This window comes from Paucibacter hankyongi, assembly GCF_037482915.1.
Taxonomy (GTDB): domain Bacteria; phylum Pseudomonadota; class Gammaproteobacteria; order Burkholderiales; family Burkholderiaceae_C; genus Paucibacter_A; species Paucibacter_A hankyongi.
This window is the reverse complement of the sequence record NZ_JBBHJX010000002.1, coordinates 162,863-178,324: the sequence shown is the minus strand read 5'-3', so window position 1 is coordinate 178,324 and position 15,462 is coordinate 162,863. Positions and strand designations below refer to the sequence as shown.

Here is a 15,462-nt window from a genome sequence, read left to right as displayed (position 1 = left end):
GCATGCGTGCTGCGGGGACTTGGCAGCGGGAATGGGCCCGGCTGCGGGCCAGCCCTTTCGATCTGGCCATGCTGTCCTGGCTGCCGCTCTTGATGGGCTTGCTGCTGGTCTGGACCTTTGCGACCGGCCTGCCGACGCGGCTGCCGCTGGGCGTGCTGGATGCTGACCACAGCGGCTTGTCGCGCCAGTTGCTGCGCATGCTGGACGCGGCGCCCGGCCTGCGCCTGAATGCTCAATACAGCGACGAGGCCGAGATGCAGCGCGATCTGCGCGCCGGCCATGTCTATGCGGCGCTGGTGATTCCGGCCGGCATGGCCGCCCATATCAAGCGCGGGCACCCGGCCCACCCCGCGCAACTGGCCCTGCTGCATAACGCCCAATTCGCCACCCACTCGGGCTTGCTGCAAAAAGATGTGCGCACGGTGGTGGGCACGCTCTCGGCCGGCATCGAGATCGCCACCCGCGAGAAGCGCGGCCAAAGCCCGCTAGCGGCCAAGACCGGCTTTGAGCCGATGCGCGCCAGCTTGCAAGCGGTTTACAACCCATCCCTGAACTACCAGCAGTTCCTGGCCGCGGTCTTGCTGCCGGCCTTGTTGCATATGTTGGCCATGGTGGCCGGCGCCTGGAGCGCAGGTACCGAGCTGCGCGGCGCCACGGTACCCGCTTGGTTGGCCAGTGGCGACGGTCGCCCCCTGCAAGCCTTGTTGCTGAAACTGGCGCCGGCCTGGCTCTTGCTGAATGCGGTCAACGCGCTCTTGTGGCTGCTGATGCAGCAGTTGGGCCTGGTGCCCGACCACAGCCTGCCCGCGCTGCTGGGCTTGCACGGCTTGCTGCTGGCGGTGTACTTGGCGCTCGGAGCGTTTGCCGCCTTGGCCAGCAGCTCGCTGCGCATGGCGCTGTCGGCGGCGGGCTTCATCACCGCGCCGGCCTTTGCCTACTCGGGCCTGGCTTTTCCGCTGATGGCCATGCCGCCCGGCGCCCGCATGTGGGCCGAATCACTGCCGCTGACCTGGGTCTTGGAGGCTCAAGTTGGCCTGCTGCAGCAAGGCCGCGCCGCCGCTGAACTGTTGCCGCTGGCGGGCTGGCTCAGCCTGGCTGGCACCGCCCTGCTATTGATCAGCGCCGCCTTGTTGAAGCGCGCCGCCGTCACGCCGACATGCTGGGGGAAGCGTTGATGCGACTCTGGTTCAGCACCCTGGCGCAAACCTGGCGCGCCGCCTTGACGGACAAGGGCACGCTGCTGATGTTCGTCATCGCGCCGATTCTTTATGCCTTTTTCTACCCCTGGCCTTACACGACGCAAGAGCTGCGCCGCGTGCCGGTGGCCATCGTCGACCAGGACCACAGCAGCCTGGCCCGCCAGATCGGCCGCTTCGCCCAGGCCAGCCCGCGCCTGGACCTGCGCTTTGTCACCAGCAGCGAAGCCGAAGCCCGGCGTGCGATGGCGCGGCGTGAGATTGAAGGTTATGTGCTGCTCCCCAAGGACTTGAAGCGTGATGTGCTGCGCGGCCAGGGCGTGGTGGTGCCGGTGCTGGCCGATGGCGCTTACTTCCTGATCAACAAAGTGGTGCTGAGCGGCTTTGGCGAGGTGGTCGGCACCGTTTCGGCCGGGGCCGAGCTGCGCCAGCTGCAGGCCAAGGGTGCCTCCAAACACCAGGCCGCCTTGAGCCGCAGCCCTTTGAACCTGAGCCTGGTGCCGCTCTACAACAAGACCGAGGGCTATGGCAGTTATGTGGTGCCTGCGGTGGCGGTGCTGATCATTCAACAACTGCTGTTGATTGGCACGGCGATGTGGGTTGGCACCTGGTTTGAGACCCGGCGCGCTCGCGAGTCGCTGCTGGGCGTGTGGAGCGCACGCACCGTCGCCTTTGCCGCCTTGGGCCTGCTGTCCGCCGCCTGGTTCTTCGGCCCGGTGTTTCGCTTCTTCGACTATGGCTATGCCGCCAATGTGGGCGCCGCCGCTTTATTGCTGCTGCCTTTTTGCTGGGCGATTGCGGCCTTGGGCGTGGCCATAGGTGCCTTGCTGGCCGACCGCGAGCGCGCCATGCAGGCGCTGCTCTGCACCTCGCTGCCCATGGCTTTCTTGAGTGGCTTTTCCTGGCCTCGCGAGGCGCTGCCGCCGGCGCTGTTTGCGCTGGGGGACTTCATCCCCGCCGTGGTTGGCATTCAGGCCTTTGTGCGCCTGAACCAGATGGGCGCCACGCTGGCCGAGGTGCAGCCCTACACCCAGTTGCTGCTCTTGCAAGCCTTGGGGTTTAGCTTGCTGGCGGCCTGGGCGCTGCGGAGGCGGGCTAAAGCTGCGGCCTAAAGCTGCGTGCTAAGGCAGCACCTTCTCCATGAAAACGCCGGTGGCGTCCGCCACATAGTCGCCAAACGGCCCGCGGCGCTGATAGCCCAGGCCGGCGTACAGCGCCAGCGCCTCGGGCTGGTGAATACCGGTTTCCAGGCGAGCCAGTGCAATCCCCCGCGTTCGCAAATGCCACTCCAGGCTTTGCATCAGGCGCTTTGACAGGCCCTGACCGCGTGACTCGGGCCGCACAAAGATGCGCTTGATCTCGCCGTAAGCCAGGCCATCCGCTTGCTGCAGGCGCGTCACCGCACCACAGGCGACCAGCTGCCCATCGGCATGAATGCCGATGAAGTACACATTCGCTGCGCTCAGCGCTTCGGCGCTGGCCAGATGATTGCTGACGGCCGGATAGAGCGACTGCATCAAGGCGTCCGACGCCGCCAACAGCGCTTGCGCCCCGGCCGAAAACGGGTCCAGCGGCGCGATCTCCAAGCGCGGGCCGTAACCGGGATGGCGGTACAGCTGCCAAGGCCTGCCGCGAAACTCACGCGCCTCCTCCAGATGGGCGCCGACCGCCTGCGCCAGCCGAATCGAGGCGGCGTTGTCCGCATTGATGAAGCTGATCAAGGGCTGCTCGGGCGCCGCCGCCAAGGCCATCGCTTGCACCGCCCGCACCGCTTCGCTGGCATAGCCCTGACCCCAGTAAGCGCGGCTCAGCGCCCATTTGATCTCGGGCTCGGGCCAATCATTCGGGTACCACAGCCCGGCCGCGCCAATCACCGCGTCGCTGGCCTTGTCTTGCAGCGCATAGGGCCCGTAACCACGCAGGGCCCAGTGGCCGGCCATGCTGGCCATGGCACGCCAGCTTTCGCCTTCGCTCAGGCTGCGCCCAAAGGTGAAGCGGGTGCAGGCCGGGTCGGCGTAATGGGCGTGCAGGGCCGGCCAGTCGGCATGCTCGAACGGGCGCAGGATCAGGCGCGGTGACTCCAGGCGAATGGGCAGCTTCATCGACAAATCTTCTTTCCTTCAGCAGGACACGAACACCGAACTTTTCTGGGCCGGAGCGGTTCACAATTCAGCCATGAACACTGTTGGCCCCATCCGTGTCGCCATTGTCAGCTTTGATGGCTTCAACGAACTGGACAGCTTCATCGCCCTGGGCTTGCTGAACTGCTTGCGCCCGCTCGGCTGGTCGGCCGAGCTGTGCGGTCCCGGCCATGCGCTGACGTCAATGCATGGCGTGACCGTTCAACTGCAGCGCCCCTTGGAATGGGCCAACGAGGCTGAGGTGGTGCTGTTTGGCTCCAATCTTTATGCCCGCGCCATTGCCGAGAACTCGGCCCTGCTCGACCGCTTGCAGCTGGACCCGGTGCGGCAGTTGATCGGCGCGCAAAGCTCGGGCGTTTTGTTGCTGGCCCGGCTGGGTTTGTTGGGCGAGCGGCCGGCTTGCACTGACTTGAGCAGCAAGCCTTTTGTGCAAGAGGCCGGCGTGCGGGTGCTCGACGACGAGCCCTTCCATGCCCAGGGGCCGATTGCTACCGCCGGCGGCTGCCTGGCCGCGCAATACCTGGCCACCTGGGTGATGCTGAAGCGCGCCGGTGAGGCCACCACCGCCGCGGCGCTGCATGACGTCGCCCCGGTGGGTGAGAAAACCAGCTACGCCGAACGTCTGCTGGCGACAGTGCGCCCCCTCATTGCCTGAAGGCTTGCGCTCAGCTCAGGGCTGCGCCTTCAGGTGCTGACCCAGAAATTTCTCCACCCGCTTCGCAAAATCGACCTGGGTGCTTTGCATACGCCAGCCATGCGCTTCATTCGCATAGCTGACCCACTCGGGCGGGCGGCCGGCATCGCGCAAGGCGGCGCGCAGGCGCTCACCATGGGCAATCGGCACGCGCAGATCGCTCTCGCCAAAGGCCAGCAGCAAGGGTGCCTTGATCTGCTTGGCCTGGGCCAACGGCGAGTTGGCCGTCAGCATGGCGGCGTCCTTTTCCACATCGCCCACCATCTGCGGCAGCATGTGGCTGCGGCCGCTGTCGCTCAGGTCATCTTCGACCCACCAGGAACCCTTCAGAAGCAGGAAGGGATCGGTCACTGCCACCCAGGCCACGCCGCAGCGGTACAGCTCGGGGTGCTTGATCAGGCCCATCAGCGTGCTGTAGCCGCCATAGCTGGCACCGGCGATACAGGCCTGGCTGCTGGCCAGGCCCTCTTTCTGCGCCCACAGCAAGGCGTCGGCCACATCGTCTTGCATGGACTGGCCCCATTGCTTCCAGCCCGCCTTGTAGTGTTCATCGCCATAGCCGGTGCTGCCGCGGAACTCGGGTGAAATCACCAGGTAGCCGCGCGAGGCCAAGAACTGCTCCATCGGCTGCCACTTCCAATGCCCGATGCGCACCCAGGGGCCACCGTGCACCAACACCACCGCCGGCACGGGCTGGCCGGCCTTGAGGCCGCGCGGCTGGGTCAGCCAGACCGGCAGATCGCGGCCATCGCGGGCCTTGATGCGCTGCAGGTCCACCTGGGCCATCTGGCGCGGGTCAATCCCCTCCATCACCGAGCTGATCGGCTGCAAGCGCTTGCTGGCGGCTTCGTACAGAAAAAAGTGGCCCGGGTCGGTATCGGCATAGGAACGCACCAGCACCACCATGTCCTCGGCGCCACAGCGGCGGCAGCTGAGCTGGTTGATGCGGCCGGGCAGACGCTCATCAAGCATGGCCTGGGTGCGCTTCATGCCTTCGTCAAACCAAACCGTCTGCTCGCCGTCGGTATCAATGCGCACACCCAAGGCGCGCGTGCCGGCGCGGTCCAGCAGCAGACCGCCGTTGAAATCAAAGCCGGGCGCGCTGACCAGGGCCGGCTTTTGCGGCTGCATCTTGTCAAAGTCGAAGCGGCTGAGCACCCCATAGCCTTGCGGCCCGTCGCTGAAGGTGACGAAGAGATTGCCGGCGTCATCGACCGATTTCGGCATGAACGGCATCTTCAGCACATCGCCCTTGTTGAGCTGGCGCCAGGCCGTTTCACCCGGGCCCCGCCAGTGCGCGCCGGCCAGGCCGTCGTGATGAGTCATGGCCACCCGCGGCTCACCCTTGCTGTCAAACAACCAATCCACCGCATGTGCCGGCGCGCCACGGATCTCCATCGAACGGGTCCGGCCGGTGCGAACGTTCAGCCACAGCGGCGTGATCGACTCGAGGCTCTTGGACCCGAACTCCATGCGACCGATCACCACCTCATCCGGCAGCACGCCGGCCTGCGGCATGGGCACCTTCATCAGGCGATGGTTCCACTCCAGCGTGCGGTCAAAAGAGCCGCCATTGGAGACAAAAGACTTGCCATGCCGCTGCACCAGGAAACGCAGCTCGCTGCCATCGGGCTTGGCGGAGAACAAGCCCGGTGCCAGCCGACGGTCCTCGCCGCCGCCGGCGGCCAGATCCAGCACGCTGAAGACCAAGCGGTCGTCGCCGACCCAGTCGAATTCAATGATGTCGGCGTCGGTGAAGCCGCCGGTGCGCATGGCCTTGTAGCCATCGGCCAGGTCCAGCACCACCAGCCCAATGCGGGTGCCACCCTTGGAGGTGGTCAGCGCCAGCTTCTTGCCCGAGGGCGACAGCTTGGCCTCGAGGATGGACGGGTACTGGAAAAAACGCTCGGCCGGAATCGCGGCCGGTGAGCTGGCCGCCGCGGCGGCGGCCGGTAGCGTTGAAGCCTGCGACGTCTGCGCCTGCACTGGCGCCACGGCCATCAAGGCCAGCGGCACAGTCAGCCCAGCCACCACCCTGCGGCCATGCCGAAGCCAGCCTTGTTTCCTCGTCGTCTGCAGCAATCTGTTCTCCCTGTGCTGGCATTTTTAAGGGCGAAGAATAGCAAGCCGCCGCCGGAGGCGCTGCTGCGATAATCCCGCACTTCCCCTTTTCACCACTACTGACCGCGCGAAGGCTTTTTGAGCCTGGCGCGCCACGCGCCATGTCCGCCGACCTGCCCAGCCGTATCCAAACCGAAGTCAAGCGTCGCCGCACCTTCGCCATCATTTCCCACCCGGACGCGGGCAAGACCACGCTGACCGAAAAGCTGCTGCTGTTTTCGGGCGCGATCCAGATCGCCGGCTCGGTGAAGGCACGCAAGGCTTCGCGCCATGCCACGTCTGACTGGATGGAAATTGAAAAGCAACGCGGCATCTCGGTGGCCTCCTCGGTCATGCAGATGGAATACCGCGACTGCGTCATCAATCTGCTCGACACCCCGGGCCACCAAGACTTCTCGGAAGACACCTACCGCGTGCTGACCGCGGTGGACGCGGCGCTGATGGTGATTGACGCGGCCAACGGCGTGGAGCCACAAACCCGCCGCCTGCTGCAGGTCTGCCGCGCCCGCAACACGCCCATCCTGACCTTCGTCAACAAGATGGACCGCGAGGTGAAAGACCCGCTGGCCCTGATGGACGAGATCGAGGCCGAGCTGGGCATGACCGTCGTGCCCTTCACTTGGCCGGTCGGCATGGGCAAGCATTTCCACGGCGTGATGGACCTGCGCGAAGAGCGCATGCGCGTGTTCTCGCCCGGTGAGGACCGCGTCGCCGGCGATGAAGAAGTGCTTGAAGGCTTGAACAACCCCGCCTACGCCGAGCGCTTCGGCATGCAGTACGAGCAGGCCGAGGGCGAGATTGAGCTGGTGCGAGACGCCGCCGCCGAGTTCGACCTGGACCAATTCCTGGTCGGCAAGCAAACGCCGATGTTCTTCGGCTCGGCCGTCAACAACTTCGGCGTGCAAGAAATTCTGGACGCCCTGGTGCAGCTGGCCCCGGCCCCTTCTGACCGCGCCGCGATGCAGCGCGTGGTCAAACCCGAAGAGCCCAAGTTCACCGGCGTGGTCTTCAAGATTCAGGCCAATATGGACCCCTCGCACCGCGACCGCATCGCCTTCTTGCGCGTGGCCAGCGGCCACTTCGAGCGCGGCATGCGTTTGAAGGTGGTGCGTTCGGGCAAAGAGTTACGTCCTAACACGGTGGTGAGCTTTTTGAGCCAGCGCCGCGAATTGCTGGACGAGGCCTTTGCCGGCGACATCATCGGTATCCCCAACCACGGCGTGCTGCAGCTGGGCGACACCATCACCGAAGGCGAGGCCCTGCAGTTCACCGGTCTGCCCTTCTTCGCGCCGGAAATGTTCCGCTCGGTCGAAGTGGCCGACCCGCTCAAGACCAAGCAACTGAAGGCCGGCCTGCAACAGCTGGGCGAAGAAGGCGCGATCCAGGTCTTCCGCCCGATAGCCGGCAGCGTGCTCTTGCTGGGCGCCGTCGGTCAGCTGCAGTTTGAAGTGGTGGCGCATCGCCTGGAGCATGAATACGGCTGCAAGGCCCGCATCAGCGGCAGCCGCTTCCAGGTGGCACGCTGGGTGACCTGTGCGCCCGAGGACGGCGGCGAGAAGGAGCTGAAGCGCTTCATCGATGCCAATGACCACCGCATGGCCTATGACGCGGTGGACGCGCCAACCGTGCTGGTCGAATACGCGCCCGAGCTGCGCGCCATCGAAGCCAACTGGCCCAAGATCAAGTTCCATGCGCTGCGTGAGCACGCGGGTCTGGTGTTCCAGCAGCGCCTGGAAGGCTGACGCCCGGTGAGACAAAGACAAGCCCGCCGAGCGCGGGCTTGTTGCTTGATGGGGCTCAGCGCGGCGCGTTGCCCTTGTCGATGCCGACCGCGTTTTGCTGCATGGCGTCACGGCGCGCCTGCTCGATTTCCGCTGGATCGGTCGGCGCCTTGGCGTTGCTTCGCTTCAGCATGCTGCCCGTGACGGTCTCCGGCGCCTCGTAGAGCGGCTTGGTGGCCGCTTGCTCGCTCGGCGCGGCGCAGCCCACTGCCGCTAGGCTCAAGGCCAGCACAGCGGCCCAGGCGGCGTGCGAAACCCGTGTCGGCAGTCGATCTGTTTGAATTCTTTGCATTTGCCATCTCCCTTTGCTGTTGACAAGAAAAAAGAGCGGGCCGTACTGAACTCAGCCGGCCCGCCCGTCGTTTGAATCAAACCCGGGGCAGGTCGTTCAGACCCTCACCCGGCTGATTCGCCTCCTCACTGCTGGATCAGAAGCTGTAAGTGCCGCGCACGTAATAGGTACGGCCCACTGCATCGGCGAAGCGCGGGTCATAGCCGGTCTGGAAGGTACGCGTCTGGTTGGAGAACGGCGGGTCCTGGTTGAGCAGGTTGCGCACGCCCACGGTCAGGCCCACAGCCTTGATCGGAGCCCAGTTGCCGTAGATGTCCCAGACGGAGTAGCTGTCCACCTTGTGCGAAGGCGTTTCGTCGGTGTAGCCGGTCTTGTAGCGGTTCACCAAGCCGAGGCCGAAGTCACCTTGCTTCCACGACACGCTCAGGGCATGGGTCCAACGGAAGATGGGGCCGTTGTTGCCGCTGTAGACGCCGGTGCGCTGAATCCAGGCGCCGCCCTCTTCGTTCTGGTACTCGTACTTGCTGACGTAGGTGCCGTTCAAGCTGGTGGTGAAGGTGCCCAGCGAGCTGGTGCGCAGACGGTAGTTGGCGCTCAGGTCGACACCATTGCTGTTCACGCCGCCCAAGTTCTGGGTCAGCAGCTCAACATAACCGCACTTCACACCGGGGCAGAGCGAGCCGTCGGTGGCCAAGGTGCCATCGGAAGCGCGCTTGAACAGCGCCGCGTACTTGGCCGGATCGGCAAACACGGCGTTCTCAGGCAGCACGTCGATCTTGTGCTTGTAGCTGACCCACCAGAAGTCAAAGCCGATGCTGGCGTCGGCCATCGGTTCGAAGACAAAGCCCAAGGTCTTGTTGACCGATGTTTCGGGCTTCAGATTCGGATTGCCGCCACCCAGCGACTGGAACTGCTGGTCGCAGTTGGCCGCCTTCGGCGCGCCAGGAATCGGCACACCATTCGGGCAACGGACCGGATCGTCGTGGTTGTTGCCGGTGTTGGTGTAGGTCTGCGGCGCATTCAGCTCATACAGCGAAGGGGCGCGGAAGCCGGTCGAGTAGGAGCCGCGCACCAGCACCTGCTTATTCGGCTGGAAGCGGAAGGTGAACTTCGGATTGGTGGTGCTGCCCGAATCGCTGTAACGGTCGTGGCGCAATGCACCACCCAGCTCCAGCGACGTCAGCACCGGCACCGACACTTCGGCGTAGACGGCGCTGACATTGCGCGAACCGTGGTTGTTGACCGTCGGGTCATAACCAGTGCTGGCCACCACCTTCTCGGCGAATTCGGTATTGGCCTTGTTGGTGAAGTCTTCCTTGCGGTACTCGGCGCCCAGCGCCAGACCGGCATTGCCGGCACCCAGCCAGTTGCCCAACTCACGGCTGGCGCGCATGTCCAGCGAGGTGACCTTGCCCAAGCCGGTGTAGAGCAGGCCATTCACGGCCGCCTTCTGCACCGCTGCGGCGCCGGCCGCATCTTGTGCGCCAAAGGGGTTGATCACGCCGGTCTTGACGCCGGCCTTGATCTGCGCGCCGTCGGTGTAGCCGCCGATCAAGTTGTTTTCAATCTTGTTCTCGTTGTAAGCCAGGCCGGTCTGGTAGTCCCAGCCCGCCAAGCTGCCTTCCAGGGCGGCCACAAAACGCTGCTGCGTGTTGACGCTGGAGTCGGCACGGCCGCCGCTGATCTCGTCACGCATCTTGACGGTGATCGGCAGCTTGGCATCGATCTTGGCCGAGGCCGGGGCGGCAGGCGTGATGCCATTGCCGGGGTAGTACTTGGTGCCCGGGTCCATCGTCAAGGCGCCATAAGGCACGCCGGCGATGACGGTCTTGTTGGTGTTCTCGGCGCGGAAGTACTCGAAGCTGAGCAGATGGTCATTGCTCAGCTGCACGCTGGCCTTGGCCAGGCCGGAGATCTTCTTGGTCTCGGGCACCAGTTCCACCACGCGCGAGAACAGGTACTTACAACCAGTGGCGCCGTCGGACACCAGCATCGGTGAGGCGCAGCCCGGGGCGGCCGGGTTGGCGCTGTCGCCGTCTTGGTAGTAGTTGGCCGGGAACGGGGTCGGCGAAGTCTTGGGCGTGCCGCGGTCCACATAGGGGCGCTGGCCGGCCATCAATTTGTCTTGCTGGCTGTAGTCCAGCACGGCGAAGACGTTGAAGCGGTCCTTGGCCAGGTCACCGAAGCCACCGCCGATATTGAAGTTCTTGGCCTTGGCGCCGGCTTCCTTGGGCGAGTCATAGCCCAGGGTGATGGCACCACCGGTATAGCTCTTCTTGGTGATGAAGTTGATCACGCCGCCGATCGCATCGGTGCCATACAGCGCCGAGGCGCCATCACGCAGCACTTCGATACGCTCAATCGCGCCGAAGGGAATCATGTTCAGGTCGGGTGCGGTCGCGTCCAGCGCATTGTTGGCAATGCGGCGGCCGTTCAACAGCACCAGCGTCTTGTCTTGACCCAAGCCACGCAGATTGGCGAAGGTGGCGCCACCGGTGGCGCTACCGACGGCCTGGCTGCCGCTTTGGGTGGTCTGGCTGGCCGAAATGCGGCTCAGGATTTGTTCGACCGAGGTCACGCCCTCGCTCTTCATGTCGGTCATCTTGATGACGGTGACCGGGTTGGCGGTCTCGGCATCCAGGCGTTTGATGGCGGAGCCGGTCACTTCGACGCGCTCCAACTGCTGCTGTTGGGCCTGGGCGCCAAAGGCGGCCAACAAGGCCACGGCCAAGCTGATATGGGTTTTCTTCACAAGAGTCTCCTCACTCACTGAAATACAAGGTTGACCCGAAAGCCACCGGTCGTGGCTCTGGGCCGCTGGGGCAGACCGGGCACCTCCGCCCGGCCGGCCGCTGCGTGGCGGCACTGCAACAGGCTCTTGGCCTGCGTTGCCGCTGTCTTCGGCAGTGAATTCACTCTTCCACGCCAATCTAAACAGCGCCTTCACGCGATCTAAACGGCAGCTAAATTCGCGGGCCCTTCGTCCCTGAAACGTGGCCACTGACCAACAAGAACACGCCAAACCCTCCGCTTGAGCGGCTAGCCGAGCGCGTCACAGCGGCTCCGGCGGCCCTGGCTTGCGCCCAAGGCAATAGGCGCAAAAGCTCATGACTTTCGGATTCAAGCGACGGCCTGGTATTGAATGTGCGCATGAATGTCTTGCTGTTTGAAGATCATCTCGACTTGGCTCAGCGCCTGCGCACCGATTTGGCGGAGTGCGGTTATCGAACGACGTGGGTGCGTGTCCTCAGCGGTGCGCTCTCGCAACTGGAAAGCGGCTGCATCGATCTGGTCCTGCTGGACCTGAGCCTGGCCGATGACGCCGGCTTCACGCTGCTGCAGCGCATTCGGCGCGACTGGCCCAAGATGCCCGTGTTGAGCCTGAGCACGCTGGAAGCGCTGGAAGACGAACGCTTGATCGGGATCGACAGCACCGCCAGCTGCGACTTCATGCTCAAGCCCTTTGAAACCCCGGAGTTGCGCGCGCGCTTGCGGGCGCTGGCTCGGCGAGCTTGTGGGGTCGACACCGAAAGGCTGGAATTGCGCGGCTTGCGTTTGAACCTGAGCGCACAACGCGCCAGCATTGATGGCCGTCCGCTGGACCTGTCGCGCAGCGAATACCTGCTGCTGAGCGCGTTGGTGACGCGCGCCGACCGGGTGCAGCCGCGTCGCGTCCTGGAGGAGCATATGGGCTCCAGCGTGACCGGTCGCGCCAGCAATGTGCTGGACGCGCAAATCTCCAATCTACGCAAGAAGCTCGGCGATGGCTATGTTCGCACCGTACGAAACGTAGGTTATGTGATCGACCGCCACCACGAGTCTGGCCGGCAGGTGGCCTGAAACTTTCGCCATGCCGCACCCCATGCGGCGCCAAGTTAGCGATGCACCAGGCCCGGATTGCGCAGATACATCTCGCGCAGCATTTGCAACTCGCCCGAGCTGCGAATCTCTTCGAAGCCCTTGCGGAACTGAGCCAGCAACTGCGGGTCAACCTTGGGATTGAAGGCGAAGTAGCAGCCCAAGCCCGGCTTCAACACATGGATGACCTGCAACTCGGCCGGGTCGAAGCCATTGCGCTGGGCCGTGAAGGCGCTGGGCAATTGCAAGCCGGCCAGCATATCCAAGCGGTCGGCGTACAGCATGCGCACCGAAATTTCGCTACGCGGGGTCTGGTAGATATCGGCATCGACGACACCGGCGTCGCGCAGCATCTGCACCGCTGGCGCCCCCCGGCTGGCGCCGATCTGAATCGGAGGCCCGCTGTGCTGCGGGTCAAATTTGAGGTCGGCGCGGCGGCGCAGCTTCATCAGGACGACATCACAAGCATCCACCGGCCCAATCCACAAGTATTGAGGTTCGCGCTCGGGCGTGCGCACGGTGATGTAAAGCACGCTATTGGGATCGTTCGCGGCATCGCGCAGCGAGCGCGCCCAAGGCATATTGAGGCGTTTGATGGCCAAACCGGTGCGCTGGCTGATCCGATCCATCAGTTCGTTAGCCAAACCCCGGTGCTCGCCGTTTTCCAGATAGGCAAAGGGTGGCAAATCCTCGCTATAGCCGGTCAGCTCAAGCGCAGATGCGGGTGCCTGCCCCAGACTAACGCCCAGAAGCAAGCTCAGCCCCCAAGCAACAGCTCTGCCCTTCAGGCCCGACGAGCTTCGCATCACACACGCTCCCCTCTGGCAATGGGGGAGTAGTCCCCCAGATGAGGAGGAGTTTGACCCAATCGGACAGCAAACACCAGCGCCGCTCCATCCGGCCGATGAAACTGTCATGAGACAGCTTTCTTTGCAGCGGACGAAGCTGTAGCGGCCCGCCGCACCAGTTGCGTCCGCCAACAGCTTGCACAATCCGCCCAGCCCCTCACCTAACGGATATCCACCTTGCAGAACATTCAATGCCATCTGTTCGACCACGCAGACACGGTACTCACGACCATGCCGAACGCGAGTGGCAACCTGCGATGAGCAAGCAATACAAAAAAATCGGCATCGTCGGTGGCGTGGCCTGGGCCTCGACGGTGGAGTACTACCGCCAGATCTGCCAATGGAGCCACCTGCGCCATCTGGAGTTGGGCCGCAGCGGGACGCCAGAGATGCCCGAGTTCACCATCGAGTCGGTGAACATCGCCGAGTCGCACGGGCGGCGCGGCGTGGCCGGCGATGAGGCGTCTTGGGCCCGCTTTGACGCCTACTTCCTCGCCGCTTTGCTGCGCCTGCAAGCCAGCGGCGCGGACTTTGCGCTGATCGCCAGCAACACGCCGCACAACCGGCTCGAGGCGATTCGGCGCGGCGTCGATATCCCAGTACTGAGCATTTTTGAGGTGGTCGCCCAAGCCTGCGCAGCGGCCGGCGTGTCGCAATTGCTGATCCTGGGCACCGAGCCAACGATGCAGGGCCAGGCCTTGCCCGAGGTCTTGAGTCAGCATGGCATCGGCAGTTGCGTGCCCGTCGATGCCGCCGACCGCGCCTTGCTGGCCGAGCTGATTGCCGACTTGCAAGCCGGCCGCGCGGCGAATGCGGCCGAACAAATCGCAGCGCTGGCCGAGCGCGCCTTTGCCGCCGCGGAACTGCCCACGCAAGGGCGGCGTGCTGTCGGCCTGGCCTGCACCGAGTTGCCCCTGGCCTTCCCGGCGCAACTGGACTTGGCCTGCTTCGAATGGCAGGGGCTCAGCTATATCAACACCAGCTTGATCCATGCCCGCGCAGCGTTCGAGTTAGCGCTGCTGCCGGATCAGCCGCTGGCGCGACGGCCGGCCTGCGAGGCCGATATCCCGGTCTTGCTCGAATTGCGCCGGCAGACTTTTCACCGCTATATGGCCGAAGCCGGCTTGCCCATCGACGCCGAGACCGACCTGATGCGTGTGCGTTTTCAGTTAGAGAACGCCAGCGTCTTGCTGCTGGGCGGGCAAATCGTGGGCCTGATCAAGATGAGCCGCGACGACGGTGACTGGCGTATCCACCAGTTGCAGCTCAGCCCCAGCCTGCAAGGCCGAGGCTTGGGCAGCACGCTGCTGCGTGAGCTGATGTCCGAGGCCGCCGCGGCCGGGGTCAGCCTGAGCCTGGGCGTGCTGAAAAACAACCCGGCCCAGGCTTTTTATCGCCGCCTGGGCTTTGTTGACGATGGCGAAAACGAACGCGAGTTCTTGCTGGTTTGGCCACCTCGGCCCGCCATTTGAGTCAATGCGTCGGCGCAGCGAGCGGCAAGGCCTCGACCATGGCATCAATGGCTTGCTGCTGAGTCAGCTTGCCCTGCATCCACTGCCGCCAAGGGCCTTCCAGCAAGGGCAAAAACTCAGGCCAAGCGCGGGCGTACAGCCCACCTTGTTCGGCGTAAGGCAGGTAGTCGATCCCACTGCGTTGGTGTAGCACCGCTCTTACGGCCTCGCCCACCGTATAGAACTGCACGGCATGCCAGAGCTGGCTGTCTCGGGCTCGCCCAGTCGACCCGAGTCGCTGATCCAGAGCATCAATGAGAGCATCGACGACCCGCACATGCGAAGCCTCGTGATACAGCATCTCCAAGGTGGCCAGCCCTTGATAGTCAGCGCGCGCGCTCGGCAAGACGGTATGAGGTGGACGTGTCGCGGTGTAGGCCCCTTGGCGAGTGCCGGTGCGTGCAACAACGTCGTTACGAATGACCTGGCAGCTGAAGCGGCCAGCCAGGTGGCGCTCGATGCCCGACTGGATTTCAGCGCCGTAAACGGCGTCCAGCGCGCGCGCACGATGAATCCACGTTTGGTTGAGTCTGTTGTGCTCGGCCCATAGCAAGCGCTCGTAGGCTGGGGCAGCTCGATTGAGCTGATCGATCAGCGCCGGCGGCAACTTCAGGCCGCTCGCGCTGTGTCGTTCATCCTCCACCGCCAGTCCCCGCCGAATGGTCGCCATTTCCTCATCAAACAAGGGATCGCGCTGCGCGTAGTGCTCGGTATAGAAGGCCAGAGCCTCGCCCAAGGCCTGCAGCTCAGCGGCACTGGGGGGCGCAGACCACGCGACCTGATCCAAGGTCTGCTTGCGCTTGGCGCTGTCCAACAGAAAGTGATGCAGATTGGGCAAGAAGGCGCTGTGAAACTCGATCTGCAAGCGCTGGGAGGCGGAGCAAGCTAAGGACTGAGCCTCGGCGGCGGAGCTCGGGGCCGAGGCCATCCCCAAGATCATGACGGCCAAAACGGCAGCGTGCGAAACAAGACGCATGGGACACATCGCTAGCAATGGAAGTGACGATGGTCCATAGCCTA

At 64.4% G+C, this 15,462-nt stretch carries 12 protein-coding genes; 6 read left to right on the top strand and 6 right to left on the bottom strand.

Translation table 11 applies throughout. The features are described 5' to 3' along the window. Positions 1-2 precede the first annotated feature (2 nt). Positions 3-1,175: an ABC transporter permease gene (locus WG899_RS04240; RefSeq protein WP_339594377.1), complete on the top strand. Its 1,173-nt coding sequence runs from the start codon at positions 3-5 to the stop codon at positions 1,173-1,175. Then, positions 1,175-2,308, top strand: a complete 1,134-nt coding sequence (locus tag WG899_RS04235; RefSeq protein WP_339594376.1) for an ABC transporter permease — start codon at positions 1,175-1,177, stop codon at positions 2,306-2,308. Before WG899_RS04240 ends, WG899_RS04235 begins: the two co-directional genes overlap by 1 nt. Positions 2,309-2,317: 9 nt before the next feature. On the opposite strand, the gene WG899_RS04230 is transcribed toward WG899_RS04235, so the two are convergent. Beyond that, entirely contained in the window at positions 2,318-3,298 is a 981-nt protein-coding gene (locus tag WG899_RS04230) for a GNAT family N-acetyltransferase (protein ID WP_339594375.1), read from the bottom strand. Between the two features lie 91 nt (positions 3,299-3,389). Here WG899_RS04230 and WG899_RS04225 point away from each other — a divergent pair, with 91 nt between their 5' ends. Continuing rightward, complete coding sequence (locus WG899_RS04225) at positions 3,390-3,992, top strand: AraC family transcriptional regulator (RefSeq protein ID WP_339594714.1); 603 nt, start codon at positions 3,390-3,392, stop codon at positions 3,990-3,992. 15 nt (positions 3,993-4,007) lie between these two features. Here WG899_RS04225 and WG899_RS04220 read toward each other — a convergent pair whose 3' ends face one another. Then, the gene (locus tag WG899_RS04220) at positions 4,008-6,062 is read right to left on the bottom strand and encodes a S9 family peptidase (protein ID WP_339594374.1); all 2,055 of its coding nucleotides are present in this window, start codon (positions 6,060-6,062) and stop codon (positions 4,008-4,010) included. A 191-nt stretch (positions 6,063-6,253) separates the two neighbouring features. Here WG899_RS04220 and WG899_RS04215 point away from each other — a divergent pair, with 191 nt between their 5' ends. Continuing rightward, positions 6,254-7,894, top strand: coding sequence for a peptide chain release factor 3 (locus tag WG899_RS04215; protein ID WP_339594373.1), 1,641 nt, complete (start codon positions 6,254-6,256; stop codon positions 7,892-7,894). A gap of 55 nt (positions 7,895-7,949) precedes the next feature. Here the strand turns inward: WG899_RS04215 and WG899_RS04210 are convergent, their stop codons facing one another. Both WG899_RS04210 and WG899_RS04205 read right to left on the bottom strand, forming a co-directional pair. Further along, positions 7,950-8,225 carry a hypothetical protein gene (locus WG899_RS04210; RefSeq protein WP_339594372.1) on the bottom strand — a complete coding sequence of 92 codons (276 nt, stop codon included), beginning with the start codon at positions 8,223-8,225 and terminating at the stop codon, positions 7,950-7,952. Between the two features lie 136 nt (positions 8,226-8,361). After that, positions 8,362-10,977, bottom strand: a complete 2,616-nt coding sequence (locus WG899_RS04205; RefSeq protein WP_339594371.1) for a TonB-dependent receptor — start codon at positions 10,975-10,977, stop codon at positions 8,362-8,364. Between the two features lie 398 nt (positions 10,978-11,375). On the opposite strand from WG899_RS04205, the gene WG899_RS04200 reads away from it, so the two are divergent. Next, positions 11,376-12,065, top strand: a complete 690-nt coding sequence (locus WG899_RS04200; protein WP_339594370.1) for a response regulator — start codon at positions 11,376-11,378, stop codon at positions 12,063-12,065. Positions 12,066-12,100: 35 nt separating this feature from the next. Here the strand turns inward: WG899_RS04200 and WG899_RS04195 are convergent, their stop codons facing one another. Beyond that, complete coding sequence (locus WG899_RS04195) at positions 12,101-12,889, bottom strand: substrate-binding periplasmic protein (RefSeq protein ID WP_339594369.1); 789 nt, start codon at positions 12,887-12,889, stop codon at positions 12,101-12,103. A gap of 299 nt (positions 12,890-13,188) precedes the next feature. On the opposite strand from WG899_RS04195, the gene WG899_RS04190 reads away from it, so the two are divergent. Further along, positions 13,189-14,403: a GNAT family N-acetyltransferase gene (locus WG899_RS04190; protein WP_339594368.1), complete on the top strand. Its 1,215-nt coding sequence runs from the start codon at positions 13,189-13,191 to the stop codon at positions 14,401-14,403. Position 14,404: 1 nt separating this feature from the next. Here WG899_RS04190 and WG899_RS04185 read toward each other — a convergent pair whose 3' ends face one another. Then, positions 14,405-15,418 (bottom strand): hypothetical protein, encoded by a 1,014-nt coding sequence (locus WG899_RS04185; RefSeq protein ID WP_339594367.1) that lies wholly within the window; start codon positions 15,416-15,418, stop codon positions 14,405-14,407. Positions 15,419-15,462 lie beyond the last annotated feature (44 nt).

What these genes read in the sequence shown, in the direction of transcription:
- WG899_RS04240 (WP_339594377.1), top strand. Translation starts at nt 3, where the DNA reads ATGCGTGCTGCGGGGACTTGGCAGCGGGAATGGGCCCGGCTGCGGGCC.
- WG899_RS04215 (WP_339594373.1), top strand. Translation starts at nt 6,254, where the DNA reads ATGTCCGCCGACCTGCCCAGCCGTATCCAAACCGAAGTCAAGCGTCGC.
- WG899_RS04195 (WP_339594369.1), bottom strand. Translation starts at nt 12,889, where the DNA reads ATGCGAAGCTCGTCGGGCCTGAAGGGCAGAGCTGTTGCTTGGGGGCTG.
- WG899_RS04235 (WP_339594376.1), top strand. Translation starts at nt 1,175, where the DNA reads ATGCGACTCTGGTTCAGCACCCTGGCGCAAACCTGGCGCGCCGCCTTG.
- WG899_RS04190 (WP_339594368.1), top strand. Translation starts at nt 13,189, where the DNA reads ATGAGCAAGCAATACAAAAAAATCGGCATCGTCGGTGGCGTGGCCTGG.
- WG899_RS04230 (WP_339594375.1), bottom strand. Translation starts at nt 3,298, where the DNA reads ATGAAGCTGCCCATTCGCCTGGAGTCACCGCGCCTGATCCTGCGCCCG.
- WG899_RS04210 (WP_339594372.1), bottom strand. Translation starts at nt 8,225, where the DNA reads ATGCAAAGAATTCAAACAGATCGACTGCCGACACGGGTTTCGCACGCC.
- WG899_RS04185 (WP_339594367.1), bottom strand. Translation starts at nt 15,418, where the DNA reads ATGCGTCTTGTTTCGCACGCTGCCGTTTTGGCCGTCATGATCTTGGGG.
- WG899_RS04200 (WP_339594370.1), top strand. Translation starts at nt 11,376, where the DNA reads ATGAATGTCTTGCTGTTTGAAGATCATCTCGACTTGGCTCAGCGCCTG.